The sequence below is a fragment of the Terribacillus aidingensis genome (genome assembly GCF_040703035.1).
Classification (GTDB): domain Bacteria; phylum Bacillota; class Bacilli; order Bacillales; family Amphibacillaceae; genus Terribacillus.
In genome coordinates, this window is record NZ_CP159996.1 from 172,971 (window position 1) to 199,923 (window position 26,953).

Sequence of the window (26,953 nt, forward strand, 5' to 3'; positions counted from 1 at the left end):
AAAGCGATGAACAGAGAACCTTTGATAGTGTAGGGGTGTAATCGATAATTGTTGTTACTTTTTTCGACTTTCATTTTATTTTTAGAAGAAAAGTTGTCGAAAAAAGAGTGCATACAAACGTTTGTACAATTAATTCAACTTTACAATATCGGGTAGACAGTGGAATGGGCGCTTTATAAGCATATATAGTAAAAAGGCAGTACACATTTTTTCGCATGTGTACTGCCTTTTTGAGTGTATGCCCTTCCAAAGTGAATGGCTGATGCAAATGTTACAGCCGCACAGATCGCATCCAGACACCGATGCTTAAAAATATAACCCCTGTCAAAAGAAGAATACTAATAATGACGGGCGTTTGAGCTGCGGCATCGAATAAAGTGATCTGCAGACCGAACGTTTCTTTGAATTCATCCAAAATGGGGGCGGGAGCACCGGCAAAGGTAGTTTCCATAGCAGGCTGCATCAGAACGTCACGCAGTGCTGCAACCCCATAAGTCGGGGGAAAGAACTTGGTTATTTCCTGTACGAATACTGGCAGCTGTCCGATAGGAATATAGATTCCAAGCAGGAATCCGGATAGGGTGCCAACCAGAGTACCCATGGAAGAGAATGATTTCCGGGATCGGATTAAAACTGTAATGGCAAATAGGAAGGCGGCTGAAGAAAAAGTGATTAGCATGATTAAAACGATTGCCAATAGCAAGCTGTTCCAACTGACGGTAGGTTTGTCAGTCAGCCAAAAGTAGCTTTGGGCCAGCAATAATGCGCCTACAGAAAATAGAACAGCTATAAGCCAAGCGGATAATAAATATCCGATAACCAATTGGGTCCGGGTGATAGGTGTAATCAGCAGTGCGTGCAGCTGATTGCTCGCAGCATCCTCGATCATTGTGCCCAATACGGAAAGCGTGACTGTCAGTGAAATAACAACGATGATCCCGGCTAGAAGCCAGCTTTGCATGAGCTCTTTCATGCCGGCGGCTCCCTGCGCTGCTTGCTGGGCACTATCAGTTGTCACATCAGCGAGAAAAAGCAGATAAAGAACGATGATGATACCAGTCGTGAGTAAAGACATGAAGACAGCAGTTTTGTCACGAAAATATAGTCGGTTAGAGCGCTTTGTCAGCTGCCAGATTGTGTGCATGTATATTCTCCTTTACTAAGTTAATGAATACATCGTCCAGACTGCCTTTGATTAATTCAAAATCTGTGACAATACCTTCTAAATCTCGGAGGATATGGTATGCTTGCAAGCTATTTGAAACTAAAATCTGGAAAAAATCGTTCTTTAGGCTATAGCTGTAACGATGTTCACCTAAATACCTTACTGTTAATTCGTTATCGTTCACTTGTAAGCGCAATGTATCTGAAGCGTAAAGCCGTTTTAACTCTGCGGGTGTTCCTTGTGCTTTGATTCTGCCTTTATCAATGACAACAATTTGATCGGCTTCTGCTGCTTCTTCCATGTAATGCGTTGTCAGAAAAACAGTCATCTGGAGTTGCTGCTGCAGACTTGCAATGGTCTTCCATACATCGACTCTTGTTTGTGGATCCAGACCCGTTGTCGGTTCATCTAAAAATAGAATTGCTGGCCGGTGAAGGAGAGCCCGGGCGATTTCTGCACGCCGTTTCTGTCCGCCTGACAGCTGCCGGAATTGCTTTATAAGGATCGGTTCCAGCTGCAGGGTTTCGGTTACCCAGGAGATACTCTTCTGAGTCTCGTTTTTTGACAACCCATAGAACCTCCCCCACATGTCGAGATTCTCCTTTACGGTCAAAACATCATCCAGTACGTTATCTTGAAAAACCAAGCCGATCCGCTTGCGAATTTCTGCATCATTCTTGCCTGCTTGGAAGCCATCGACGAAGATAGATCCCTTTGACTGCTGGAGGCGGGTGGCGATCATATGGATGGTCGTCGATTTTCCCGCGCCATTTACGCCTAGAAATGCGAAAAGATGCCCTTTCTCCACATCAAAGGATATGTCATCCACCGCTTTAAACTTGCCATAGCTTTTCGTTAGATTTTTAATTCTAATTATTTTCATTCGCTCCAGCCTTCTTCCTTTTATAATTAGCCAGTTCTTCATTCAATTGCTTTGCTTCAACACTATGAATAAGGCGGTAGATGATCCACAGGACAATATAAATGAAGATAACAAGAGCAAATAATAACGCGAGCAGCTTCCAGTTACTTGTATCAAACCAGCCGAAGAGGGCAGCGGAACCTGTGAAAGTACCCAACACAACAAAGAGGAACAGAAGTGAGCGTGTAAAGATGTTAGACTCATTTGCTCGACCCAGAATCAAAATCTGTATCCACGTAAGGACAAAGGTAATAAGCAGGTTTTGAGGTACAAGGGCAATATCCATTGTGCTATTTCCGATAAAGAGATAAATGTATATGCTTGTTGCCAAAATAGAGAACATAAACATGATGCCCCATGATTGGATGAAACTTACAAAAGTCTTCATCATTCATTCCTCCTTGCCAATTCCGAGTTTATGTTTGAGCTGCGGTACGTATTGCCTGGAAATCATTACTTTTTCTCCGTTCGTGAGGGTGGCTGTAAGTTTACGGCCCAGTGCGGGCTTTAGTTTTTCCACCTTGGAGAGATTGACGATAACAGATTTGGATATACGTATAAGATCGGGACTGAAATGCGACTCCTCAATTTGGTACAGCTTTAATGAGGATTGATATACAGCGTTCTTATCATAAAGAAATACAGAATTATCTACTGACTCGATATAGTAGATAGAGTCAGGCTGCAGAAGATGCACTTCTCCATTCCTCTCTCCAGACAATCTTTCCTTGCTGGAGGCCGATAAGATTTTGGCGAGCTCCAAAATGCGAGAGTCTGTTTGACGGCAAGTGATTTGCACTTCGGTTTCGAGGCAATTATCGTCCTCTTGAATTGTGATTTTCATTGAGCGCCTCCTGTCTTTTATTTATTCGTATTTCCAGTGTAACGGTCAGCAGAGGAAAAACAATACCAGATGGTGTATCCTGCCAATAAGAGCAGTTAAGCTGCCATCTATGTATTGATCAAACGTTTGATAAAGATCGCTGACCGGGAAAAAGTAAATGATGAAGGAGGAGAATACAATGAAAACTGTTACCCTGCCGGATGGAACGGAACTCACTGCGATCGGACAAGGAACTTGGAATATGGGGGATGAAGACTCAAGGCGTCATAATGAAATTCAGGCTTTGCGCACAGGCATTGATCAGGAACTCCAGGTGATTGATACAGCAGAAATGTATGGAGACGGCCGCTCGGAACGCCTGGTACGGGAGGCGATAGCTAACCGCCGGGGGAATGTATTCCTTGTTTCGAAGGTGCTGCCATCCAATGCATCGTACGATGATGTGCTAGCAGCCTGCGACCGTTCCTTGGAGCGGCTAGGAACTGACTATCTGGATTTGTATCTGCTTCATTGGCGAGGAAGAGTGCCACTGGCAGAAACAGTGGCGGCTTTTGAACAGTTGAAGGAAGAAGGAAAGATTAAGCGCTGGGGTGTATCGAATTTCGATACAGATGATATGGAAGAGCTGTGGAATGTAGAAGACGGACAGAATTGTGCAGTCAATCAAGTGCTCTATAATCTTACTGCGCGAGGAATTGAATATGATCTGATTCCATGGCAGAAGGAAAAAGGTATTCCAATTATGGCGTATTGTCCGTTAGCGCAAGGTGATCGTAAGGAGATTCTGCACAATGCTGAAGTTCGTGAACTGGCAAAAACATATGATGTGTCCGTTTCCCAGATTGCTTTAGCGTGGACGATTCAGTCAGGACATGTGCTCAGTATTCCAAAAGCGGGACAGGCTCCTCATGCGGTAGAAAATGCGGAAGCTGCAAATCTTGTATTAAATAAAGAAGATCTTGCAAAATTAGACAAGGAATTCCCGCCACCGACGTCGAAAGTACCGTTGGAGGTCGTGTGAATGCATAGGCATTTTACATGACAGTTTATTCAGGCAACGCTATACTAAACGAGAAAAACTGCTAAAGGAGTGCTTTTAAATGAACTATGTAACACTGAACAATGGCGTGAAAATGCCACAGCTTGGCTTTGGAGTTTGGCAGGTTGGAGATGAAGAAGCAACTGCAGCAGTAGCGAAAGCACTTGAAGTTGGTTATAAAAGCATCGACACAGCAATGATTTATAAAAATGAAGCCGGCGTCGGCAAAGCAATCAAAGAAGCAAACGTGAACAGAGAAGATTTGTTCATTACAACAAAAGTCTGGAACTCCGATCAAGGTTTCGACAACACAATTGCAGCTTTTGAAGCGAGTCTTGAACGTCTTGGTCTTGAATACGTGGATCTTTATCTTATCCACTGGCCGACACCGCAGTACGATGAGTACGTGGATACATTCAAAGCATTAGAAAAACTTTACAAAGACGGTCGCGTGAAAGCAATCGGCGTATGTAACTTCGAAATCGAGCATTTGGAGCGTCTATTGAAAGAAACAGAGATCGTGCCAGTCTTGAACCAAGTGGAGTGCCACCCGTACTTGGCGCAAAACGAACTAAAAGACTTCTGTAAAAAGCATGATATCTTTGTAGAAGCATGGAGCCCGCTTGATCAGGGCGGCGATGTTCTTAAGGATGAAGTTGTGACAGCAATTGCTGAAAAGCTTGGTAAAACAGCTGCACAAGTTGTGCTTCGCTGGCACCTTCAGAATGACACAATCGTCATTCCGAAATCTGTAACGCCATCCCGTATCGAAGAGAACTTCCAAGTATTCGACTTCGAGCTTTCTGCAGAGGATATGGATGCAATCAATAAATTGGATTCAGGCCGCCGTAAAGGTGCACATCCAAATGATATGAATAAACGATAAGTGAGAAAGAGCGCCGAAATGGCGCTCTTTTTTTGCGTTGACAGTTATAGGGGGAAGTGATTGTATGGATGTAGAAATATGAGTGTAGGAAGGACTGGATTATGTATTGTCAGACATCATCGGTTTTATCATAATCATTTTGATTTTCGCGGTGCTGGTTAAATTCAGGGTGATTAGGATAGTTAGTAAGAATGGATATAAGTATAAGCAAACGAAGCACGAGTTAAATCTTACTTATAAGAAATTCAACGGTTTCGATTACTATTATTTTAAATTCAACCAAGGCAAGCTGATAACACTCTCTTATGATGTGGAAGTCCAGGAAGGAGAACTGATATTGGAATGGCATGATCGTAAACAGTTGCTCTGGAAAGAAGCATTTACTGAAAACACACAAGGATCTTTTACAGCTCAGACACATTACAGGCGTTACTCCGTCAGGATCGAAGGCAAACATACAAAGGGCGGATGTCGTTTACAGTTTACGGAAAATGGTTCGCAGTAACTCTTGCTAACGGGTTTCGACAGAACACAGTTTTTATATGAAGCATTGAAATATTTTAGATTTTCAATTGCTAATACAATCCGATTCTGCTCGCTGTAATCTCTTTTCCGTTCTTTCCGGTTGAGGTAACTTGGCAAAAAATCGCAGGAGCGAGTGTGATGCTGCTTTCGATTTTTCTTCTTACCTCGAATAAAAAAATAAATATCATTCATCTAAAAAGAGTACGGGTTGATGGTAAGGTCTGTGCATGTCTATGCTATAGTAAAAGGGAAAATTAGAGGAGGGATCAGGATGCAGACAGAACGGTTACAGAAGCAGGATTTGGAAGCGGCAATGCAGATGTCAGAGTATGCTTTCCGGTACCGCATACCGGAAGATAAGCGAGACGCAAGACTGGAGCAGATGGATCAGCACCAGCAGCTTTTTGGTATCAAGGAAAATGGGAAGCTGGCTGCCAAGCTGCAGCTGCTGCCGCTTTCGATCAAACTTGGTGAGCAGACAATGCTGATGGGTGGGATTGCCGGGGTGGCTACTTATCCGGAATATCGCCGGAATGGATATATAAAGCGACTATTAACTGATACGCTTTATCATATGCGCGAGCAAGGGATGCCTGTTTCGATGCTGCATCCATTCTACGTCGATTTCTATCGCAGGTTTGGGTACGAGTTATTTGCGGACCGAACGATTTATACATTGAAGAAGAAAGATCTCATGCGCCTGACACCGGTGGACGGCACAATTGAGCGTATAAAGAAAGAGGAACATACACAGGAAATTGAAGATATCTACAATGCTTACTCCTCTACATACAGCGGCATGCTTGCACGAGAAGATTTTTGGTGGAAGCATCGGGTATACCGCGACCATGATTTTATTGCCCTTTATCGTGACGCTGAAGGTAAAGCGCAAGGGTATATCATTTATGAGATCGCTTCACGTGACAAGCTGGATGTGTCGGAATTCGTTGCCCTTACGGCTGATTCTCGTATCGGGTTGTGGAATTTCCTTGCGCAGCATGATTCCATGTTTGAGGAAGTAAAGTTGGACCTGCCACCGCATGATCCGCTTATCTTTATGCTGCCGGATCCGCAGCTTGAGGTGAAGCATTATCCGTACTTTATGGCGCGTATTTTAGATGTGCCTGCCTTCTTTGAGAAATATGATTGGCAAGGAAGTCCTGCGGGTGTTGTGCTGCACGTAGAGGATACAATCATTCGGGAAAATAATGATACGTTTACTTTTAAAGACGAAAACACAGAAATCTCATCAGAGACGAAAGGCATTAAGCTATCTATCAACATGCTTGCTGCCATTGCGTTTGGTTACAAGCGACCGTTTGTCCTTTGGCAGGCAGGGTTGATAGACGGACCAGAGGAAATGATTCGGAAATTCGAGCAAAGTATCCCAAGGCGTGAACCATACATCTATGATTTCTTCTAAGGAGATTACCATTATATGAAAAAGAAAGAGTTCCACCGGCTTGCCCGTGCTGTGATCCGTAAAGGAGACAGCATCCTGCTGGCTAAGGCGGAAGGATGGCAAAACAGCTTCCTGCCAGGCGGTCATGTGGAAATTGGAGAAGGTGCTGAAGCTGCCTTGTTGCGTGAACTGCAGGAGGAGCTTGGCGTAAAGGGAAAGATTAGTAGCTTTCTCGGAGACTTCGAGCACAGCTGGCAGTATGAAGATACAGTACATTTCGAATTGACACATGTATTTGAAGCAGTGATTGATAAGGAGCAGATTGAGAGCCAGGAACCGCATCTTCAATTCTTCTGGGCAACTCCAGAAGAATTCGAAGAGCTGGATCTGCAGCCTTATCCACTTATCAATGCCTTGCGAGAAGGCCAGCTTCCTAAGTCTGTGTGGCGGAGCACATTGGAGACAAACTGATTTTATCGGTTTGTCTTTTTTCTTTAAAAAATACTTGCGGTTGACGCTGCGTCAGCGTTTATCGTTATAAGCATAAGGAGGGAAGCATGATGACATACACTGTTCAAAAGCTGGCAGAGCTTGCTGGGGTGAGCAAGCGTACATTGCGCTATTACGATCAAATCGGTTTGCTGCATCCGGCTGAAATCAATGTGAGCGGATATCGGATCTATACGGAAAAAGAGGTGGATCTGCTGCAGCAAATTCTTTTTTTTAGGGAGTTGGATGTGGATCTGGATACAATCAAATCCATTATTTATTCTCCGGATTTCGATAGGAAGAAAGCTTTAGAAGAGCACCGCGACAGTTTACTGGAAAAGCAGGAGCATATCCGTATGCTTCTTGGAAACGTTGAAAAAAGTATTCAAGCGATAGAAAGGAAGGTAGAAATGACCGATCACGAAAAATTCACAGGCTTCAAGGAACAGAAAATTGCTGAAAATGAAGCCAATTATGGAGAAGAAATCAGAGAAGCATATGGCAAAGAAGCAGTGGAAGCTTCCAATCAAAAATTCCGTGGTTTGACGGAGGAACAGTACAAGAAAATGAACGAAGTCGAGCAGCGTTTATTCGAAAAGCTGAAGACTGCAATGCAGGCAGGAGATCCAACTGCACCAGAAGCATTGCACGCAGCTGAACTGCATCGGGAATGGCTGTCATTCACTTGGTCTGCCTACTCTAAAGAAGCACATGCAGGTTTAGCGGAGATGTATGTCGAAGATGAACGATTCGCAGCTTATTATGAAAATAAAATTCGAGAAGGAGCAGCTCAATTTCTTCGGGATAGCATCCGTTATTATACAAAGCTTTGACGTCATGCGCAGCTTTTGTATTCCAAAGCGAAGAGGTGATACACTAATTGGAAAAGGAGAGATGACATGAACAGAAAAGTTGTAGTGAACGGTATGGAACTGGCTGCTTATGATTATGAACATAAATATGTCACGAAAAACGGGAAGGAATTGAACGAAATCAGCTTCAAGTTCCCAGTGACAAGTGAAGCTTACCATGATGTGGCTGTTATGCTGTATAAAGATGATTTCCAAGTGGAGGTTCCGGAAGAAAACATTGCTTTCGAAGCAGCAATCAAACAGTACAGCACAAGTATCACGAATCTGTATGAGAAAGAACAGGTAGGCGAATATTCCCTCGTGCTGGAGGAGAAGGCAGGAGCTGCGCTATGAAGATTGTCGTAGCTCCTGACTCCTTTAAGGAGAGCATGACAGCATTGGAAGCGGCGTCTGCTTGCGAGCGGGGAATCCGCCGGGCAATTCCGGATGCAGAAGTCGTAAAGGTTCCGATGGCTGATGGCGGTGAAGGGACTGTGCAATCATTAGTGGATGCGACGGGCGGGAGGCTGCATACCTGTGAAGTAACAGGACCGCTTGGAAATAAGGTAAGTGCGGTATTTGGTATGCTTGGTGGTGGAAAAACGGCTGTTATCGAAATGGCTGAGGCATCGGGTCTCCATCTTGTCCCGCGTGACAAGCGGGATCCGCTCCGTGCTACAACGCGCGGAACAGGCGAATTGATGATGAAAGCATTAGATGCAGGAGCAGAGCATTTGATTATCGGTCTTGGCGGCAGTGCAACGAATGATGGCGGCGCAGGGATGGCTGCTGCTCTGGGAGTGAAATTCCTGGATGCAGAGGGGAAGCAGCTGGAAGATGGTGCACTTGCGTTGAAAGAGCTCTCCGAAGTGAAAGCAGAAGGACTAGATCCACGCTGGCAGCATGTTCAAGTGGAAGTAGCCTGCGATGTGGAAAACCCGCTGACGGGTGAAAATGGCGCATCCTTTGTGTTCGGACCACAAAAAGGTGCAAACGACGAAATGGTCATTCAACTGGATGACATACTCACACATTACGCTGCAAAAGTGGAACAGACTGTCGGTAAGCAGATTGACCAGCTGCCAGGTGCAGGAGCTGCAGGTGGATTAGGAGCCGGATTAGTGGCTTTTATGCCAGCAGAACTGAAAAGTGGCATCACCATTGTGAAGGAAGCAGCAGGGCTGGCAGATCATATCAAGGGTGCAGATTTGGTTATTACAGGCGAAGGGAAAATCGATGGCCAGACGATTTACGGAAAGACACCGATCGGGGTAGCCAAATCAGCGAAACAATTCGGAGTGCCAGTCATCGCCATCGCCGGAAATGTAGGGGAAGGAAGCGACGCAGTCTATGCACATGGTATAGATGCTGTGTTCAGTATCATGCCAGGTGTAATGAACTTGTCAGATGCACTTTCCAATGGGGAAACAAATATTGAACAGACTGTCTACAATATCTGTAAAACGATGCAAATTTCCCGGTCATTCTAAAAGAAATCTTTCCTTGGAAAACTAGATATGAAAGATACCTTTCTTTATGTATAAAACTTCACAAATTGGTCACACTGTTATGTGTAAGCGGTTACTTTATAGCGTATACTAACAGTATAAAGTGGAGGGTATACAGAAAGGAGAGGCTGAGAATGATCTTGAAAGCGCTTAAGGAAACGGGTGATATGACGATCTCTTATTATGAGAACGGCATGCTGCATACCTTTACCGGAAGATATCATAATCTGAATCTCTTGGACCAAACGCTTTGCCTGGAAAATGATGAAAAGAAACGAATGATAATCCATATCGCGGGTATTCAGCAAATACATTAACAAACAGCCGAAAGCATCTCTTGATGTTTTTCGGCGTTTTTTTATGTTTTTTACCATTTTTGCGGTACAATAGATGGAACAAATAAGATACCCGTTTCCTTATGTAAACGGATACGGGAAAACAGCTGTCAGAAGAACGGGCTGATTAGTGGAGGTTTCAAGCATGGGTTCGCAATATCCAGATGATGGACTGACTTTACATACAGATCTTTATCAAATCAATATGGCGGAGACGTATTGGAGTGATGGGGTCCACGAAAGAAAGGCAGTGTTCGAGGTTTCGTTCCGCAAGCTGCCGTTCGGTAATGGCTTTGCCATATTTGCAGGATTGGAGCGTGTTATAGAATATTTACAGCAATTTCGTTTCACAGAGAGTGATCTGGCGTACTTAAAGGATGAGCTTGGTTATGGGGAAGACTTCCTTGCTTATCTGAAGGATTTGCGTTTTACAGGGACTGTTTACTCCGTTGTTGAAGGAGAGCTTGTCTTCAGCAATGAGCCGCTTATGCGGATCGAAGCACCGCTGGCTGAGGCGCAGCTGGTAGAGACGGCAATTTTGAATATCGTCAATTACCAGACGCTGATTGCGACAAAGGCATCCAGAATCAAGCTCCTGCTTGGCGATGAGATTGCACTGGAGATGGGCAGCCGTCGTGCGCATGAGCTGGATGCAGCAGTCTGGGGTACGAGAGCAGCTTATATTGGCGGGTTTGAGGCAACTTCGAATGTCCGTGCAGGCAAGAAATTCGGCATTCCGGTAGCAGGGACATTGGCACACTCGATGATTCAAGCTTATCGCGACGAATACACTGCATTCACTAAGTATGCGGAGCGGCATACGAATTGTACATTCCTTGTCGACACATATGATACGCTTCGTTCTGGTGTACCGAACGCTATCCGGGTTGCGAAGGAACAGGGTGATAAAATCAAGTTCACTGCAATCAGACTTGATAGCGGAGACTTGGCTTACTTATCCAAGAAGGCTCGGAAAGCATTGGACGAGGCTGGATTTACGGAGACGAAGATTTCCGCATCGAATGATTTGGACGAAGAAACGATTCAGAGCTTGAAATCCCAAGGAGCGAAGATCGACATCTGGGGTATAGGGACAAAGCTGATTACTGCTTATGATCAGCCGGCTTTAGGTGCGGTGTACAAGATGGTGAGCATCGAGGATGAAGGCGCGATGCAGGATACTATCAAGATCAGTGCCAATCCGGAGAAGGTATCGACGCCAGGCTTGAAGAAGGTATACCGAATCGTCAATCGAATTAGTAAAAAATCCGAAGGCGATTACATCGCGATGGAGGATGAAAATCCACAGGAAGAGGATCATCTGAAGATGTTCCACCCAGTCCATACGTATGTGAGCAAGTTCGTGACAAATTACGATGCAGTTAATCTGCATCAGACGATATTCAAAGACGGCAATCTTGTCTACGAGCTGCCTGCTATTGAGGATATCAAGGCTTATGCGAAAGACAATCTTTCTCTGCTATGGGATGAATATAAACGTCCAAAAGCGCCGGAGGAATATCCTGTCGATCTCAGTCAGAAGTGCTGGGATAATAAGATGGCGAATATCCAAAAAGTGAAAGAGCATGTAAAATCTTTGCACACAACAACTTAATAGGGTTACAATTCATCTTATTGGGAATAACTGTATCATCCAGTTCTTATCTTCTAAATGGAATTCCTGTGAAAATGCTGTTGCAGCAATGTTAAGAATGCAGATTAATAGCCATGAACACCGGGATGCATGCTATAATAAGGAAATACGGGAACAGCCATGTTCCTGCATATTAATCTAAAACATACAGCTTTTACATCAGGTGAAGGTTATGTATAAATTTATCAAATGAGGTGTTTTTCATGAACAAAGCAGAATTAGTAGAAGCAGTAGCGCAACAAGCAGAACTATCTAAAAAAGATGCAAGCAAAGCAGTTGATGCACTACTTGAAACAATCTCTGAAACACTTGCAAAAGAAGAAAAAGTACAGCTTGTAGGCTTCGGTACTTTCGAAGTGAGAGAGCGTGCAGCACGTACTGGCCGTAATCCGCAGACAGGCGAAGAAATCACAATCCCTGCTTCCAAAGCGCCAGCTTTCAAGGCGGGTAAAGATTTCAAAGAAGCTGTAAAATAAGAAAGATTCCTTTTAGGAAATAAAAACTGCCGACGCACTAGTGCGTCGGCAGTTTTTTTATAGCTTGCTAATATGGATGATCGACAGTTGTCCGTTGTTTGCTTCGATTTTCCATAACGGTTCAAACATTGTACGTAAGGTGACGACTGTATCTTCATCTGTCTTTAGACCTTGGACCGTCTTGTCCTCTACCGTATAATCTTTACCTTCCTCTAAACCGAAACGCAGATGCAGAAGATTCCGTACGCCGTTAAAGGTAGGGAAGGAAATGCTGTAGCCCTCTTTTAAAGCAGATGTTAGCTTGTTTTGCTGTGACTGGAGCATCTCTGGATCGACTTTTGGATAGCTGTCCTGAATTACTCTCCATTCGCCTTCTTCAATTAGTTTTGCGGTTTGCTCTCTTCCCAGGCCGCTTTGGGCGATACGTTCGATTTGATAGGCTTCTGCTTGAGATATTGTGATTGTCATGTTTATGTCTCCTTTAGTGAATGGCTTTATTCGATGGTGCTTGGATGGTGTAGGATTTCCGTCTTTTGTACAGGTAGGCAATCAGCTCCAGCAAAAAGCCAGGTACCTTTTTCGGAAATAATTTTTTCTTGTAGAATCTTTCATAAGCCCGGTGAAGGTCTTCCCATTGCGTGCAATGCTTTTGCTGGCGGAATCGGGCAGGATCGATTAAGCGGATGTTTCCATCAGGTGTGATCAGGATGTTACGCAGATGAATGTCGGATGGATTCAATCCTTCTGCTGCTGCTGCGGCCAGGGCCTTGTCAATATCGGCTATATGATGATCTGTTATGGGGATTCCCTCACGTAGGCAATCGTACAATGTATGGCCAGGAATGTAATCCATTACCAAATAACCGTTACCGGCTGCGTGAAGAGCAGGAAAGAAATGGTTGCTCTCAAGTGTTTTATAGATTTCCGCTTCTTCCGCTGCAATGTGACGGAAGGCAGGGAAAAATACCTTCATTACTTTAGAAGATTCCGTAAGGCGGAATGCGAATGCGCTCCTGCCAGTCCCGATTAATACGAGAGAGGAAGGGTACGCTGTTAAATGGGGCATCGTATCAGAACCAGACATGTGAATCTGCTCAGCAATCTGTTCAAAATCAGCCATTTCCAGCACTCCTTTTCTTTGGAACAAGGGCTTGTACAGTTATCATACGCACGAACTCGGGAGTAGGTGCATAAAAATAGTAAAAAAGCTAGTCCATCCTCCGTGATCCCAATCTTGGATTTCCTGCTTTCTGGCTATTTTCATCGTAACAGGGACTGTTTTCTTTACCTTTCGGGAAAATAACTATATCGTCAATCTATAAAGCTCCTCTTTTTTCAACCCAATCAAAATCATATAAAGAGAAAAGGTGATTACATGCAAGAGAGACCTAGTACAACGGAATATCCTGCTTATTTCCAAGATTACATGAAACTTGTGCCTGAGGGAAACATAGTAGCTTTGTTTAAGGAACAAGAAAGACAAACATCCAATTTACTGCAAGGCCTGACTGATGAACAAGCCTGCTTCGCTTACGATACGGAGAAATGGACGATCAAGGAAGTGATTGGCCACCTGACAGACACAGAAAGAATTATGTCTTATCGCTTGCTTACCATTGCACGAGGAGATGTGACGCCGCTGCCAGGATTCCATGAAGATTCCTATGTGCTGCAAGCGAAGTTCACGGAGATGACAGTAGCGAGCCTTCTGGCGCAATATAAGGCAGTGCGTTCCTCCACGATTGCTTTGCTGGAGTCACTGAATGATCAGGATTGGATCAGGCAGGGAATGGCAAACGGTCATGTAACGTCGGTTCGGGCGCTAGCGTATATAATGCTTGGCCATGAACGTCATCACCACAATATCCTCCATGATCGTTACTTTGCTTCTGCTACGTATCCGCTGAACCGTATGTGAGTTGGGGTATATTGACAGAATTACTTAACTCGTGTATGCTATATTGCAGATTAATAGAATAGGATTGTGATTGCTCCAAAGGGGAGTAGCTTCCAGTTAAGTCGACAATACGTGATAGCTTGCTATCGCCGGTTTAACTGACAACGTCAAGTTGTTTGCCAGACCTTTGCCAATTTGGTGAAGGCTGATTACAGACGGGACCTTCACTCTGTGGGGGTCCTTTTCGTTTAGTACACACAAATGGAGGAATTATTTCCGTGTTGAAGAAATGCTTAGAACTGATGCAGCTGCGGGCACCATCGATAAGGCTCGAACTTAATCAGGCAAGCTATCATGCAGGAGAAAAAATTGAGGGACATTTTCAGCTTCTTGGAGGCTGGAAGGACCAAAATTTGAACAGATTAGATTGTGATTTAGTTATAAAAAACAGCGCAAACGATAAAATAGTGAATATAAAGAATGTATTAAGCATTTTTATGTCCAAGCAATTGAAATCGAATGAGCAAATGAAGAAGCCGTTCACATTCCGTTTGCCGGAGGAACTGGAACCAAGCTCTGGAACATTGGTCTATGAACTGCAGACGAAGCTTGTGTTCGCCAATGAAAAATGCGCGAAGGATGATAGGCAAGTACAGATATTAGCGTAGACGCTAAGAGAAGGAGGAGATTGCATTGGGAAGGCTTTGCTGAAAATAACAACTTTATATAACAGAAGTTTTGCTGACGCTGCTCCTCGTCGAGGTGTCGCAGCTATTTTATTAATCTGCTTGTAAACTATCAAACAAATAAGCGAGGTGAGTCCCTTCATTCAAAGAAGGGAATTAATTGGACCCATCAATAGTCATTAATTTAAGTTTAGTAGTGTTATTCATCATTTTTACGGCCTTTTTCGTAGGTGCAGAGTTTTCAGTCGTGAAGGTACGTATGTCCCGGATCGACCAGCTTGTTGCGGAAGGGAATAAACGGGCAATCATTGTCAGTAAGCTAGTGAATAATCTTGATTATTACTTGTCAGCCTGTCAGTTGGGTATCACTGTAACGGCGCTAGTACTAGGTGCGTTAGGTGAACCTACAGTAGAGAAAATACTACACCCGCTGTTCAATGATTTAGGATTGTCTGAATCTGTTTCCACCTTGCTTTCCTACGCCATTGCTTTTGCGTCGGTCACTTTCTTGCATGTTGTGATTGGGGAATTGGCGCCAAAAACACTGGCAATCCAGTACACAGAGCAATTGACTTTAATTCTAGGTCCGCCTCTGTATTGGTTTGGTAAGCTGATGGCTCCGTTCATTTATTTACTGAATGGTTCTGCTCGTGTATTTCTGAAGTTGTTCGGCGTGAAGCCGGCTACGCATGAATCAGCACACTCGGAAGAGGAATTGCGCATCATCATGACGCAAAGTTATCAAAGTGGTGAAATCAACAAAACAGAACTTAGTTATATGGAAAATATTTTTACATTCGACGAACGTGTGGCGAAGGATATCATGGTGCCGCGGACACAAGTGGTCACCTTGGAGAAATCCATGACAGCTGCAGAAGTGATCGAGATCATCGATGAACATCAGTTCACACGATACCTTGTGACAGAGGATGGAGATAAAGACCATATCATCGGTTTCGTCAATGTGAAGGAAATGCTTACGGATTTTGCAGCGGGCAGAAGACAAAGCCTGCCTAACTTCATCCATGAGCTGCCGCTTATCCATGAAGGAACGTCGTTGCAGGATGCTCTTTTGAAGATGCAGACTGAACGCGTGCATATTGCACTCGTAGTGGATGAATACGGTGGAACCGCAGGTATTCTGACGATGGAGGACATTCTGGAAGAGATCGTCGGGGAGATCCATGACGAATTCGATGAAGATGAAGTGCCGGATATCCAGGAAGTGTCTGATCGTACGTATCATATCAATGGTCGGGTACTGCTGGATGATCTAGAGGATCAATTCGGCTCTGTGTTTGACAATCGAGAAGACGTTGATACGATCGGCGGCTGGATTTTCGTCAAAAATGACGACGTAGATTCTCAAACCACTGTTGTGGATGTAGCAGGAAATGAGTGGGAGGTTATCGAAATGGATAACCATCAGATCCTTAAGATTGAACTGCGCATCCTGGAACAAGAACAGCTTCCGAGGCTGGAAGCTTAAGAATCGTGAATAAAAAAAGAAAGGCCGGGATGCCTCTTATGCATCCCGGCCTTTTTTTATTGGAGGTAAACAAATCAAGATGATCAGACTTTATGAAAATAAGCATCAGGAAAAGAATGAGGTTGCCAGGCATCAGCATGACACCCATCAGCTGCTTTATGTCCTGGATGGCGAAGGGAAATGTGAATTGGATACTAGGAGCCAGAAGCTGCATCGTGACAGCATCGTGCTAATCTCTCCTCATACAGAGCATGCGATCCAAGCTCATTCGAAGATGACGGTGCTCGTATTGGAATTCGATATCCGTCAATTAACGGACGATGTCGTTTCTTATCTCGTTGAACCAGTATTCACAGTATCGCGTGTCTTGAACCTATCTCTTTTCGAAAGCAGTGAGATCCGTCAGCTGCTGCGGAAGATGCTATTCGAACAATCACAGAACCACCCGATTCATGCGATGGGGCTGAAGCTCATGCTTGCTCAAGTACTTTACCAGCTTGCAATCATGCAGCAGGAAGATACGACACAGGATACAAATACGAGACGTGCAAGGTGGCTCAAGCATCACCTGGAAACACGATATTTTGAGATTGCCAGTATGGAAGAAGTTGCAGCCAAAGCTGGTGTAAGCAGCCGTTATATGAATCAGATATTTAAAGAAATGTATGATACGACTCCTTATCAGTTCCTGACGGAGGTAAGGCTGCTTAAGGTGAAGAAAATGCTGCGTGAGTCCGATAGGGAAATTGTTTCCATCTGCTTCGAAGTTGGGTTTGAAGCTGTCTCGACATTTTATCGTGTCTTTAAAAAATATGTCGGTGTAACGCCGAATGTCTATCGGCGCACAACAGATGATTTCTGAAATTGAGAATATCAGAAAAGAATGATAAGAAAAATGTAAACGCTTTACTTATACTATCCTTAATATGGATAATGGGAGGCGTAAGTATGGCGACGAAGAAAATTGGGATAATCATGAACGGTGTAACAGGAAGAATGGGAACAAATCAGCATCTTATCAGGTCCATTGCGGCAATCCGCGCAGAAGGCGGTGTGCTGCTTTCGAACGGAGACCGTCTGCTGCCGGATCCGATTCTTGTCGGACGGAATGAAGAAAAGCTTGCGAAGCTTGCCCAGGAAAATAGTGTAGAGCGCTACAGTACTGATTTGGAAGCGGCTTTGGCCGATGACTATAACCTGATTTATTTTGATTCGCAAACGACGAATCGAAGGGAAGCAAGTATCAAGCAGGCAATTGAAGCAGGTAAGCATATTTATTGTGAGAAGCCGACTGCTACAAGCTTAGAGGGTTCCTTGGAACTGGCTAGATTGGCACGGGAGGCTGGTGTGAAAAACGGGGTCGTGCAAGATAAGCTTTTCTTACCAGGATTGCTGAAGCTGAAGCATTTGATCGACAGCGATTACTTCGGAGAAATTCTATCCGTAAAACTGGATTTTGGCTATTGGGTATTCGAAGGCGATTGGCAGGAAGCGCAGCGCCCGAGCTGGAATTACCGAGCGGAGGACGGTGGCGGCATCATTGTTGATATGTTTGCACACTGGCGTTATGTCATCGATCATCTTTTCGGGGAAATCGACAGCCTGACTTGTCTTGGAGCAACTCATATCCCGTACCGGGTGGATGAAGCAGGCAATCGCTACAAAGCGACAGCTGATGATGCGGCATATGCCATTTTTGCCCTTAAAAACGGGATAGTGGTACAGGCAAACTCCTCTTGGACGACTAGAGTCGACCGAGATGATCTGGTTACCTTCCAAGTGGATGGGACGTTGGGAAGCGCGGTGGCTGGTCTTAGGGATTGCAAGGTACAGCATCGTGTCACCACACCGAAGCCAGTGTGGAATCCGGATATCCCTAATGCAATTGATTTCCGTTCCCAGTGGGAGACATTGCCGGAGAATCGTTCGTATGACAATGGATTCAAAATTCAATGGGAACTATTTTTAAAGCATGTGGAAGAAGCTGCAGCGTTTCCGTGGGACTTGCTGGAGGGCGCGAAAGGTACCCAGCTGTCAGATTTGGGGCTGGAAGCATGGCGTGAGAAGAAGTGGGTCTCTGTTCCGAGTCTGGAAGTATAAAGGAGGAAGCAGTATGACAACGATACTTTTACCAACGCAAGGTCGTTCATTGGAGGCGTACACACTAGTCCATTCAGCTTCAACCTATCCGATAGAAGGAGCTTTCCGGACAAGGACAGCCTATTCTGCTGCTCACGTTGTTGCGGATGCACAATCTGAAGCACATCCTATCTTAGGAGGGGCAATTGATTGGGAGGCAACATTGAATTATCGGAAAGCATTGTGGAAGCTTGGTTTCGGTGTGGCAGAGGCAATGGATACGGCACAGCGAGGCATGGGACTCACATATGAGATGGCAAAGGAACTGATTTCTATAAGTGCAGAGGAAGCGAAAAAAGAGAATGTGTTGCTCGCTTCTGGTGCAGGGACGGATCATTTGCCGGCTGACAGTTCGTTTACGACGTCAGAGATTAAGCAGGCTTACGAAGAGCAGTGCGCATTCGTCGAAGGTACCGGAAGCCGGATCATCCTGATGGCAAGCCGTGCGCTGGCTGCTAGTGCACGATCGGCAGCGGATTACAAGGATGTGTACGGGCATGTGCTTAGCGGAGTAAAAAAGCCGGTTATCCTCCATTGGCTCGGGCCAATGTTTGACCCAAAATTGACTGGCTACTGGGGATCGGAAACGATCAGCCGTGCGATGGACGACTGTCTGGAACTGATCCATCAGTATGAAGGGAAGATCGACGGTATTAAGATTTCTCTACTCGATAAGGACAAGGAAATCGAAATGAGAGCGAAGCTTCCTGCTTCGGTTCGGATGTATACAGGAGATGATTTTAATTACCCAGAGCTGATCCAAGGTGATGGAGAGCAGTACAGCCATGCGTTGCTCGGTATCTTTGATGCAATTGCACCAGCTGCTTCCGAGGCGCTGCGAGCACTTGATGCAGAAGATCTTGACCGATACCGGAAAATCTTCGATAAGACAGTGCCGCTTTCCAGGCACATCTTTGAGACACCAACGTACGCCTACAAAACAGGCGTTGTTTTCCTGGCATATTTGAATGGGTATCAATCACATTTCCGGATGATCGGCGGTGCAGAAGGAGCTCGGTCGGTTCTTCATTTGAGTGAGCTATTCAGACTGGCTGATCAAGCGGGAGTCCTCGTGGACCCGGCACTTGCAGCAGAACGGATGCAGCTCGTACTGAAGCTGGCTGGTATCGAACAGAAGGTAATGTCATGACAAAAGCGGATCTGCAGCTTCTCAGTCTCAATCAGATTACGACAGAAAACTGGTCGCTGACCGAAGCAATCCAAGGCTGCGCCCGTCATGATATTCATTGGATATCCATATGGAGGCATAAGCTGGAAGAAATCGGTGTAAAAGAAGCGAAAAAATTGTTAACGGAATACGGCCTTCAAGTCTCAAGTCTTTGCCGTGGCGGCATGTTTCCGGCAGCTACAGAGCGGGAGAGGCAGCAGCGAATAGATGATAACAAACGGGCAATAGAAGATGCGAAGGCATTGGGGACAGATGTGCTGGTGCTTGTATGTGGTCCGGCTTCGGATAAAGATATCGCCAAGGCTCGTCATTGGGTGGAGGCAGGGATAGAAGCAATCCTTCCATATGCGGAGGATCTAGGTGTAAAGCTTGGCATTGAGCCGCTTCATCCGATGTATGCAGCAGATCGTTCTGTCATCAATACATTGGGGCAGGCCAACACTCTGGCAGAGAAGCTGCAATCCGAGCATCTTGGAGTTGTGGTAGATGCCTTCCACGTATGGTGGGATCCAGAGCTGCGTCACCAGATTGATCGGGCTAAGGGTAAGATACTCGGCTTCCATGTATCAGATTGGAAGGTGCCGATGAAGGATATGTTCAAAGGGCGAGCCATGATGGGCGAAGGCGTCATCAATTTACGCGAGATGCGCAGCATGGTGGAGGAAGCAGGCTATCAGGGCCCGATCGAAGTAGAGATCATCAATCAGGAGATTTGGGATCAGCCAGGCGATGAGGTGCTTCATCAAATGAAGCGCTGCTACCAGGAACATGTATAAAAGGAGAGCTGATAAATGGCACTGCTGAATCAATTGGAGGAGCTAGCTCAAGAAGCTGCAATAGCTGCTGACACTCAGACAACAGCACCTTTCATTTTTTCTGCTGCGGGTCTGGATCATCCGCATATTTACGGTATGGTGCAAGGTCTCCTGGATGCTGGGGCACAGCTTATGCACATCTATGATCGAAATACAAATCAGGCAAATGCCCTTCAACAAAGATTTCGAACAGGAGAAGTCGTCTCAGAGCTGTCCCAAATCCTGCATAGCGAGGTTGATTTGATAGTAACAAGCATTGTGCCATCCGTGCGCGGGGCTTTAGGCATTCAAGTATTGGAGCACAACAAGCATTTTCTTTCCGCAAAGGCGCCTTTTACGACAATGGCTCAATTGCATGCGGCAGAGGAAGCGGTGCGCCGTACAGGGAAAAAATGGGCGGTGTTTTATAGTGAGCGATTGGCTGTAGAGGCAGCCCTGCTGGCAGATAACATTATACAAGAGGGGCTGATCGGTGATTTATTCCAGCTTACTGGTTCAGGGCCTCACCGACTCCAGGCAGACACAAGGCCGGATTGGTTTTTCGATCCGCAGAAAAATGGCGGTATTTTATGTGACATCGGCAGCCATCAAATTGAGCAGCTGCTTCATTATACGAGAAGTAAAGAAGCTGAGGTACTGCATAGCAAGGTGGCGAACTATGCTCATCCGCAATATGGTTTCTGGCAGGATTTCGGTGACGCAACACTTGTTACTAACACAGGAGTCAGCCAATATTTCCGTGTCGATTGGTTCACGCCCGATGGACTTCGGGTCTGGGGAGACGGACGAACGGTGCTGCACGGCACAAACGGGTATGTGGAACTGCGAAAATACACGGATGTGGCACGCTCGGCAGAAGGAGAACATCTGTATGTGGTGACGGATCGGGAGGAAGTTTATTTCTCAGCTAAGGGAAAGGTAGGATTTCCGTATTTCAGACAATTGATTACTGATTGTCAGCAGGGAACGGAAACAGCGATGAGTCAGGAGCATACATTCCAGGCAGCGGCTCTGGCTATCCAAGCACAGGAGCAGGCAATCAGCCTGACAAAGGTGGGGGAAAAGCAATGAAGCATGCAGTCGTTTTAATCGGAATGAATGGATATGGGGAGCATTACTTGGATGCATTGCTGAAGCGGGAGGACATCACATTCGCCGGAATCGTGGAAATCTATCCAGAAAGAAGCAGTCTGTTGGAAAAAGTAAAGCAGCGTGGGATTCCGATATTTTCGGCGGTGGACGCTTTCTATCAATACAACCGAGCAGATTTAGCCATCATTGCCACCCCTATTCATCTGCACACAGAGCAAGCACTATATGCGCTTCAACATGGCTCAAATGTTCTTTGTGAAAAGCCGATTTTTGCCGATATGCGGGATCAATTGAAGTGGGATCAAGCAATCTCTGAATCCGGAAAGTGGGCTGCCATTGGCTTCAACTGGTCGTTTACTGCTCCAATCTTGGAGCTTAAGGAAGATATCCAGAAAGGACTCTATGGAAAGCCGAAGCAGCTGAAAACATTGGTGCTGTGGCCGCGGAATGAAGCATACTTTTCCCGTTCGGCTTGGTCGGGTAAACTGATGGCGCCGGATGGACGGCAAATTCGCGATAGTGTAGCCAATAATGCCGCTGCTCACTTCATCCATAATATGCTTTACATGCTCGGGCATGAGCTCAAGGAAACGGTGCATATCAAACGTCTGGAAGCTGAGTTGTATCGAGCCAATGATATCGAAACCTTTGATACATGTGCCATTCGCATGCATGCGGAATCTGGGTGTGAGCTGCTCTTTTATGGATCGCATGCAACAGCAACAGAGCAAGGCCCCCAATTCTTGTACACTTTTGAAAAAGGCTATATCGTATATGATTGCAATCTCGATCAAGGCATCATCACAGCGTATACAGAGGATGGTCAGGAAAGAATCTATGGAAATCCGCAGACCAATCATCTGGATAAATTGGATTATTGCATCGCTGCACTTACAGATGGAAGGGATATTCCGTGCACATATGAAACAGCGCTTGGCCACGCATCGATTATTGAGGCACTGCACCAGAATATTGCGGCTGGGCAGCCTTTCCCTAAAGAAGCAATCAAACAGACAGCGGGCAATCTTAGAACCGTTATCGATTTAGAGCAGACGATGAATGCATGTTTTATGAGTGGTAAACTGCCTTATGAATTACAGATACCTTGGAGCAAACCAGCTAAACAGGCTGATGTGATCCTGACACTTCAGAAGGGGAGCGTCTGATCACGCCCAGTCGAATGCTGATATTTGTAAGCGCTTTATAATACCTTGTGGAGGGTGAAACATGAATCGAGCGAAAACGACGTGGCTAATTCTTTCTGTTTTGCTGCTTGGAATAGTTGTGCTGATGGTTGTCGCTCCTGCTACAGATGCTGCAGGTCAGGAGGCGAGGAAGCTGACGATGGGGCACATCCATAACCCGAATAGTCCGGTTTATGCGAGTCTGGAGGAATTCAGCGGGGAGCTTGAGAAGCGTACTGACGGTGTGCTGACAACGGATATTTATACCGAAGGCGGTCTTGGTGACGAGAGGGTAATGCTGGAGCTTGTCCAGAATGGAGTAGTCGACATGGCTAAAGTAAATGGCGGTGTACTGGAGAGCTTCTATTCCGATTTCTCCGTCTTCAGTTTGCCTTATGTATTTGAGGATGAAGAGCATTTTAAACGAGTTATGGTGTCCGATATTGTAAAAGACCTTTATGAAGAACTGGAATCCATTGGTCTGCATGGTATCGCTTATTACGATGCGGGGGCAAGGAGTTTCTATACAGCAGACACGCCGATTCAGAAGCCAGAAGACCTACATGGACTGAAAATACGTACGATGACGAATACAACATCAATCCGGACGATGGAGCTGCTTGGAGCTTCCCCTACACCGCTTCCTGCGCCGGAAGTATATACAGGGCTGCAGCAAGGTGTGATAGACGGAGCGGAGAGCAGTCCGATTGCCCTTACGGATGCGAACCATGGCGAGGTAGCCAAATACTTTTCTTACGACGAACATACGCGAATTCCTGATTTCCTCATTATGAGTGAGAAGACGTGGAATAGTCTGAGCCCGGAGCAGCAGCAGGCAGTCGAGGAATCAGCAGCGATCTCTTCGGAAAATCATAATGCGCGCTGGGACCAGCTAATCGAAGAAAGCATCAAGAAAGCAGAGGATGAGATGGGTGTTACCTTCAATGAGCTTGATCAGGAGCCATTCAAGGAACTGGTGCAGCCGCTGATCGAAGAAAGGCGGGAAGATCCGGAAATAGCGAAAGTGCTGGATGACATCGCGGCGTTACAGTAAACGAAAAGGAGCTGAACGAGGTGGAAAAAGTACGGAATTGGGTTGATAGATGCATTTTGCTCGTGACGTGTACGCTGACGGTCTTCTTAGTCGCAGGTGCAATATGGCAGGTATTCACTCGATTTGTCCTGCAAAATCCGAGCGTGTTCACAGAAGAGGTGCTTCGGTTTTCCTTCATCTGGGTCGGGTTGCTTGGAGCCAGTTATGCTTTCGGAGTGAAAGAACATATCGCGCTGACGTTCCTAATGTCCAAATGGAAACATGCAAAGGACAAAAAAGCTGCCGAGTTGATCATAGAAGTGACGGTGCTGGTGTTTATGGTAGTTGTCTTTATTATCGGCGGGACACAGCTGATGCTTGCCTCGATGACACAGACTTCACCAGTCCTTGGTCTCCCGATGGGCTACGTATATGCTGCACTGCCGCTGTCTGGCTTGCTGAGTGTTTACTATATAGTCACGAATCGATTAATGGCACGCAAGGAAGCCGCTAGAGGGAGGGACGCAGCATGACGAGTGTCGTTCTTGCAGGTATCGTCTTATTCGGGTTGTTTTTTCTCTTGATTTTCTTCGGTGTTCCGATTGCAATCAGCATTGGCTTGTCGTCGTTGGCAGCTGGAGCCATGCTGCTGCCATTTGATGAGATTTTAATGGTCGTTTCACAGCAGTTTGTCGCTGGTATCGATAGCTTTGTCTTGTTATCCCTTGTCTTCTTTACATTGGCTGGAAGTATCATGAATACGGGCGGAATCGCTTTGCGTTTGATCAATTTGGCCAAACTTTTGGCGGGGCGCCTTCCAGGTTCCTTGGCTCACACAAACGTCATCGGAAACACTCTTTTCGGAGCCTTATCTGGTTCTGCTATTGCATCAGCTGCAACGATGGGGAAAATCATGGCACCTATGCAGAAGAAAGAAGGCTATGATCCATCTTATTCTGCAGCAGTCAACGTAGCTTCTGCACCGGCTGGTTTGATCATTCCGCCAAGCGGTACGCCAATTTTATACTCTGTTCTAAGTGGTGGTACGTCGATTGGCGCACTGTTCATTGCGGGTTATTTGCCTGGTATTTTGATGTCTGTTCTGATTATGGTAACGGCTTACATAGTTGCAAAAAGACAGGGATATACGGTATCTGAACCAATCCGCTTCTCTCAGGCTGCCAAAGTTATCCTGGATGCTATCCCGAGTTTGATGCTGATTGTGGTCGTCATCGGAGGAATTTCTTTTGGGGTCTTTACGGCTACAGAGGGAGCGGCTGTAGCAATCCTGTACGCTCTGGTGCTTAGCATGATCTATCGCAGTCTGAAATGGAAGGATATCCCGGTGATTCTTCGTGATACAGTCATGTTCTCCGGCGTCATCCTTCTGTTAATTGGAGCCTCAGGGGCTATGTCTTGGATTCTATCATACTCCAAGCTGCCGCAGATGCTTTCATCTGGGATACTTGATTTCAGTGGTAATGCAGCCGTGCTGATGCTGATTATTGTTCTGATTCTATTGCTTGTCGGCACTTTTATGGATATCGCTCCTGCATTGCTGATTTTCACACCCATCCTGCTGCCTGTTGCTCTGGAATTCGGTGTGGATCCAGTCCATTTTGGGACAATTATGTCGATGGGACTTGCTATCGGTACAATTACACCACCGGTGGGAACGGTACTCTTTATTGGATCCAAGGTTGGCAATGTTACTGTGGAACAAATGACAAAACCATTACTGCTGTTCTACATTCCTGTGTTCGTTGCTTTCCTTGCAGTAGCTTATATTCCGGCACTGAGTCTATGGCTGCCTGAGCTTATGGGTGTACTCAATAAATAAGAAACAGGCCTTCTCGCAGGAAGGCCTGTTTTTTCGCTTAATAGCAGCTAAATGCTGCAACTCGTCTGAGGTCAATGCCAAAGTACTGCCAACGGAACTGCTGCGGACGCCAGCGGAAGCCGGCAATCGAAGTACGGCCGACAAATACTGGGTAGTACCAGAAGCGCTGTCCGTTCTCAAGCTCCAAATAAGTGTAACGGAATAGACAGAAACGGATACCGCCTGGATCTACAGCAAATGCAGAAGGTCCTCCGGCACCTACTGACTGCAGCTGCGGAATTTGAGATGGAGGAGGTCCAGGAGGTCCGAACTGCCCTTGCTGACCGCCTTGCCCTCCAGTTCCTGGAGGACCGAATGGAAAGCCGCCTTGCCCACCGCCGAACCCAGGACCACCGAATCCAGGTCCGCCTGAGCCAGGGCCGCCGGGACCGCCAAAACCAGGGCCGCCTGGAAATTGAATTTGTCGTTGCTGCTCTTTTTTATCATCATTTTCGTAATACATCATCATTCTCCCTTCTTGCTTCTTCTTCATCGTATGTAGGCGCCTGTGCAAGGGTAGCTTGCCTATCCTATTTTTACCGGTTTCTCTTTTACACGGCATGGGTATAGCTTTTAAAACAGGAGAGGAAGACGACTATGGCCGATAAACAAGAAGCTAAACAAAAAGCAAAGGAGACAAAGGAAGAAACAAAGCCATGGATTCGGAGGTTTGGTCGAATCGGTTATATGTCTCAGGGGATAGTCTATGCCCTCATCGGTGTTCTTGCACTCTTAGCCGCGCTTCATGTGGGAGGAGATACGACTGACACAGGTGGTATGCTGCAAAAACTGGCGGGTATGCCCTTTGGAAATGTTTTGTTATGGCTGATCGGAATAGGATTAATCGGGTATGTATGCTGGGATGCGATACTAGCCATCAAGGACCCGAACAAAGAAGGAAACGGAAACCGTACAAAAGGGATCATTATTCGCATAGGCTATGGCGTCAGCACGGTCATATATGCCAGTATTGCATTTAATGCGCTTCGTTTTGCTGCCACGAATCAAGGAAGCGGCGGAGGGAGCGAGCAATCCCTGACAGCAAAGCTTCTTACATATCCCTTCGGACAGTGGCTGGTTGCAGCAGTCGGACTTATTATCATCGGATACGGCATCTATGAATTTTTCAGTGGTGTGTCTGGAAGCTTTATGAATCGATTCAAGACAGCTGAAATGAATAAGCACGAAAAACGTGCTGCCCGCCAAGCAGGCCGCATCGGTTTGATAAGCAGAGGCATTGTTTTCGGCATAGTTGGATTCTTCTTCGTCCTTACAGCTATTCAGTCTGATCCAGATGAAGCGAAAGGACTGGATGGGGCGCTGGCAGAAGTTTCGCAGCAGCCATACGGACGCTGGCTCCTTGCAATTGTATCTGTTGGGTTCATTTTGTTCGGGGTGTATAGTATCATTCGAGGCCGGTATGAGAGCATGAGCTTCGGGAAGAATGCATAATA

Annotated in this window: 31 protein-coding genes; 24 read left to right on the forward strand and 7 right to left on the reverse strand. The window is 45.8% G+C overall.

What is annotated here, in order from left to right:
• Positions 1-271 precede the first annotated feature (271 nt).
• The 4 genes from ABXS78_RS01000 to ABXS78_RS01015 are packed head-to-tail and all read right to left on the reverse strand — an operon-like array spanning position 272 to position 2,931.
• The gene (locus ABXS78_RS01000; RefSeq protein ID WP_366248531.1) at positions 272-1,144 is read right to left on the reverse strand and encodes an ABC transporter permease; all 873 of its coding nucleotides are present in this window, start codon (positions 1,142-1,144) and stop codon (positions 272-274) included.
• The gene (locus ABXS78_RS01005) at positions 1,110-2,048 is read right to left on the reverse strand and encodes an ABC transporter ATP-binding protein (RefSeq protein WP_366248532.1); all 939 of its coding nucleotides are present in this window, start codon (positions 2,046-2,048) and stop codon (positions 1,110-1,112) included. The genes ABXS78_RS01000 and ABXS78_RS01005 overlap by 35 nt, the downstream gene beginning before the upstream one ends.
• Positions 2,035-2,478: a DUF3021 family protein gene (locus tag ABXS78_RS01010; RefSeq protein WP_366248533.1), complete on the reverse strand. Its 444-nt coding sequence runs from the start codon at positions 2,476-2,478 to the stop codon at positions 2,035-2,037. The genes ABXS78_RS01005 and ABXS78_RS01010 overlap by 14 nt, the downstream gene beginning before the upstream one ends.
• Positions 2,479-2,931 (reverse strand): LytTR family DNA-binding domain-containing protein, encoded by a 453-nt coding sequence (locus ABXS78_RS01015; protein ID WP_366248534.1) that lies wholly within the window; start codon positions 2,929-2,931, stop codon positions 2,479-2,481.
• A gap of 178 nt (positions 2,932-3,109) precedes the next feature.
• Here ABXS78_RS01015 and ABXS78_RS01020 point away from each other — a divergent pair, with 178 nt between their 5' ends.
• From ABXS78_RS01020 to ABXS78_RS01070, 11 genes are all read left to right on the forward strand, one after another.
• Positions 3,110-3,952 (forward strand): aldo/keto reductase, encoded by an 843-nt coding sequence (locus tag ABXS78_RS01020; protein WP_366248535.1) that lies wholly within the window; start codon positions 3,110-3,112, stop codon positions 3,950-3,952.
• Between the two features lie 79 nt (positions 3,953-4,031).
• On the forward strand, positions 4,032-4,856 hold the full coding sequence (locus tag ABXS78_RS01025; RefSeq protein ID WP_366248536.1) for an aldo/keto reductase: 825 nt from the start codon (positions 4,032-4,034) through the stop codon (positions 4,854-4,856).
• Positions 4,857-4,962: 106 nt separating this feature from the next.
• Positions 4,963-5,361: a hypothetical protein gene (locus ABXS78_RS01030; protein WP_366248537.1), complete on the forward strand. Its 399-nt coding sequence runs from the start codon at positions 4,963-4,965 to the stop codon at positions 5,359-5,361.
• A gap of 291 nt (positions 5,362-5,652) precedes the next feature.
• On the forward strand, positions 5,653-6,804 hold the full coding sequence (locus ABXS78_RS01035; protein ID WP_366248538.1) for a GNAT family N-acetyltransferase: 1,152 nt from the start codon (positions 5,653-5,655) through the stop codon (positions 6,802-6,804).
• A gap of 15 nt (positions 6,805-6,819) precedes the next feature.
• Entirely contained in the window at positions 6,820-7,254 is a 435-nt protein-coding gene (locus tag ABXS78_RS01040; protein WP_366248539.1) for an NUDIX domain-containing protein, read from the forward strand.
• A gap of 86 nt (positions 7,255-7,340) precedes the next feature.
• The gene (locus ABXS78_RS01045) at positions 7,341-8,105 is read left to right on the forward strand and encodes a MerR family transcriptional regulator (protein ID WP_366248540.1); all 765 of its coding nucleotides are present in this window, start codon (positions 7,341-7,343) and stop codon (positions 8,103-8,105) included.
• Positions 8,106-8,171: 66 nt separating this feature from the next.
• Positions 8,172-8,477, forward strand: coding sequence for a DUF3219 family protein (locus ABXS78_RS01050; RefSeq protein ID WP_366248541.1), 306 nt, complete (start codon positions 8,172-8,174; stop codon positions 8,475-8,477).
• Positions 8,474-9,613, forward strand: coding sequence for a glycerate kinase (locus ABXS78_RS01055; protein WP_366248542.1), 1,140 nt, complete (start codon positions 8,474-8,476; stop codon positions 9,611-9,613). Before ABXS78_RS01050 ends, ABXS78_RS01055 begins: the two co-directional genes overlap by 4 nt.
• A 152-nt stretch (positions 9,614-9,765) precedes the next feature.
• Complete coding sequence (locus ABXS78_RS01060) at positions 9,766-9,948, forward strand: YolD-like family protein (protein WP_366248543.1); 183 nt, start codon at positions 9,766-9,768, stop codon at positions 9,946-9,948.
• A gap of 163 nt (positions 9,949-10,111) precedes the next feature.
• Positions 10,112-11,581: a nicotinate phosphoribosyltransferase gene (locus ABXS78_RS01065; RefSeq protein WP_366248544.1), complete on the forward strand. Its 1,470-nt coding sequence runs from the start codon at positions 10,112-10,114 to the stop codon at positions 11,579-11,581.
• Positions 11,582-11,823: 242 nt separating this feature from the next.
• Positions 11,824-12,096, forward strand: a complete 273-nt coding sequence (locus tag ABXS78_RS01070) for an HU family DNA-binding protein (RefSeq protein WP_038557662.1) — start codon at positions 11,824-11,826, stop codon at positions 12,094-12,096.
• 57 nt (positions 12,097-12,153) lie between these two features.
• Here the strand turns inward: ABXS78_RS01070 and ABXS78_RS01075 are convergent, their stop codons facing one another.
• Together ABXS78_RS01075 and ABXS78_RS01080 are read right to left on the reverse strand one after the other, a co-directional pair.
• Positions 12,154-12,564, reverse strand: a complete 411-nt coding sequence (locus ABXS78_RS01075; RefSeq protein ID WP_366248545.1) for a hypothetical protein — start codon at positions 12,562-12,564, stop codon at positions 12,154-12,156.
• Between the two features lie 13 nt (positions 12,565-12,577).
• On the reverse strand, positions 12,578-13,216 hold the full coding sequence (locus ABXS78_RS01080) for a serine/threonine protein kinase (RefSeq protein WP_095224485.1): 639 nt from the start codon (positions 13,214-13,216) through the stop codon (positions 12,578-12,580).
• A gap of 255 nt (positions 13,217-13,471) precedes the next feature.
• Here ABXS78_RS01080 and ABXS78_RS01085 point away from each other — a divergent pair, with 255 nt between their 5' ends.
• The 12 genes from ABXS78_RS01085 (at position 13,472) to ABXS78_RS01140 (ending at position 25,460) form a co-directional block, all read left to right on the forward strand.
• Complete coding sequence (locus ABXS78_RS01085; protein WP_095224484.1) at positions 13,472-14,014, forward strand: DinB family protein; 543 nt, start codon at positions 13,472-13,474, stop codon at positions 14,012-14,014.
• A 257-nt stretch (positions 14,015-14,271) separates the two neighbouring features.
• A complete protein-coding gene (locus ABXS78_RS01090) occupies positions 14,272-14,661 on the forward strand; it encodes a sporulation protein (protein ID WP_366248546.1) in 390 nt (129 codons plus the stop codon).
• A gap of 178 nt (positions 14,662-14,839) precedes the next feature.
• A complete protein-coding gene (locus ABXS78_RS01095) occupies positions 14,840-16,168 on the forward strand; it encodes a hemolysin family protein (protein ID WP_366248547.1) in 1,329 nt (442 codons plus the stop codon).
• A 79-nt stretch (positions 16,169-16,247) separates the two neighbouring features.
• Positions 16,248-17,030 (forward strand): AraC family transcriptional regulator, encoded by a 783-nt coding sequence (locus ABXS78_RS01100; RefSeq protein ID WP_366248548.1) that lies wholly within the window; start codon positions 16,248-16,250, stop codon positions 17,028-17,030.
• A gap of 86 nt (positions 17,031-17,116) precedes the next feature.
• The gene (locus ABXS78_RS01105; RefSeq protein ID WP_366248549.1) at positions 17,117-18,268 is read left to right on the forward strand and encodes a Gfo/Idh/MocA family oxidoreductase; all 1,152 of its coding nucleotides are present in this window, start codon (positions 17,117-17,119) and stop codon (positions 18,266-18,268) included.
• A gap of 13 nt (positions 18,269-18,281) precedes the next feature.
• Positions 18,282-19,457, forward strand: coding sequence for a dihydrodipicolinate synthase family protein (locus tag ABXS78_RS01110; RefSeq protein WP_366248550.1), 1,176 nt, complete (start codon positions 18,282-18,284; stop codon positions 19,455-19,457).
• Positions 19,454-20,272 (forward strand): sugar phosphate isomerase/epimerase family protein, encoded by an 819-nt coding sequence (locus ABXS78_RS01115; RefSeq protein WP_366248551.1) that lies wholly within the window; start codon positions 19,454-19,456, stop codon positions 20,270-20,272. The genes ABXS78_RS01110 and ABXS78_RS01115 overlap by 4 nt, the downstream gene beginning before the upstream one ends.
• A gap of 15 nt (positions 20,273-20,287) precedes the next feature.
• Positions 20,288-21,382, forward strand: coding sequence for a Gfo/Idh/MocA family oxidoreductase (locus ABXS78_RS01120; RefSeq protein WP_366248552.1), 1,095 nt, complete (start codon positions 20,288-20,290; stop codon positions 21,380-21,382).
• The gene (locus tag ABXS78_RS01125; protein WP_366248553.1) at positions 21,379-22,569 is read left to right on the forward strand and encodes a Gfo/Idh/MocA family oxidoreductase; all 1,191 of its coding nucleotides are present in this window, start codon (positions 21,379-21,381) and stop codon (positions 22,567-22,569) included. The genes ABXS78_RS01120 and ABXS78_RS01125 overlap by 4 nt, the downstream gene beginning before the upstream one ends.
• Before the next feature lie 61 nt (positions 22,570-22,630).
• The gene (locus tag ABXS78_RS01130) at positions 22,631-23,641 is read left to right on the forward strand and encodes a TRAP transporter substrate-binding protein (protein ID WP_366248554.1); all 1,011 of its coding nucleotides are present in this window, start codon (positions 22,631-22,633) and stop codon (positions 23,639-23,641) included.
• A gap of 20 nt (positions 23,642-23,661) precedes the next feature.
• Positions 23,662-24,153, forward strand: coding sequence for a TRAP transporter small permease (locus ABXS78_RS01135; protein ID WP_366248555.1), 492 nt, complete (start codon positions 23,662-23,664; stop codon positions 24,151-24,153).
• On the forward strand, positions 24,150-25,460 hold the full coding sequence (locus ABXS78_RS01140) for a TRAP transporter large permease (protein WP_366248556.1): 1,311 nt from the start codon (positions 24,150-24,152) through the stop codon (positions 25,458-25,460). The genes ABXS78_RS01135 and ABXS78_RS01140 overlap by 4 nt, the downstream gene beginning before the upstream one ends.
• A 37-nt stretch (positions 25,461-25,497) precedes the next feature.
• Here the strand turns inward: ABXS78_RS01140 and ABXS78_RS01145 are convergent, their stop codons facing one another.
• Positions 25,498-25,992, reverse strand: coding sequence for a hypothetical protein (locus ABXS78_RS01145; RefSeq protein ID WP_366248557.1), 495 nt, complete (start codon positions 25,990-25,992; stop codon positions 25,498-25,500).
• Positions 25,993-26,096: 104 nt separating this feature from the next.
• On the opposite strand from ABXS78_RS01145, the gene ABXS78_RS01150 reads away from it, so the two are divergent.
• Positions 26,097-26,951, forward strand: a complete 855-nt coding sequence (locus tag ABXS78_RS01150) for a DUF1206 domain-containing protein (RefSeq protein ID WP_366248558.1) — start codon at positions 26,097-26,099, stop codon at positions 26,949-26,951.
• Positions 26,952-26,953 lie beyond the last annotated feature (2 nt).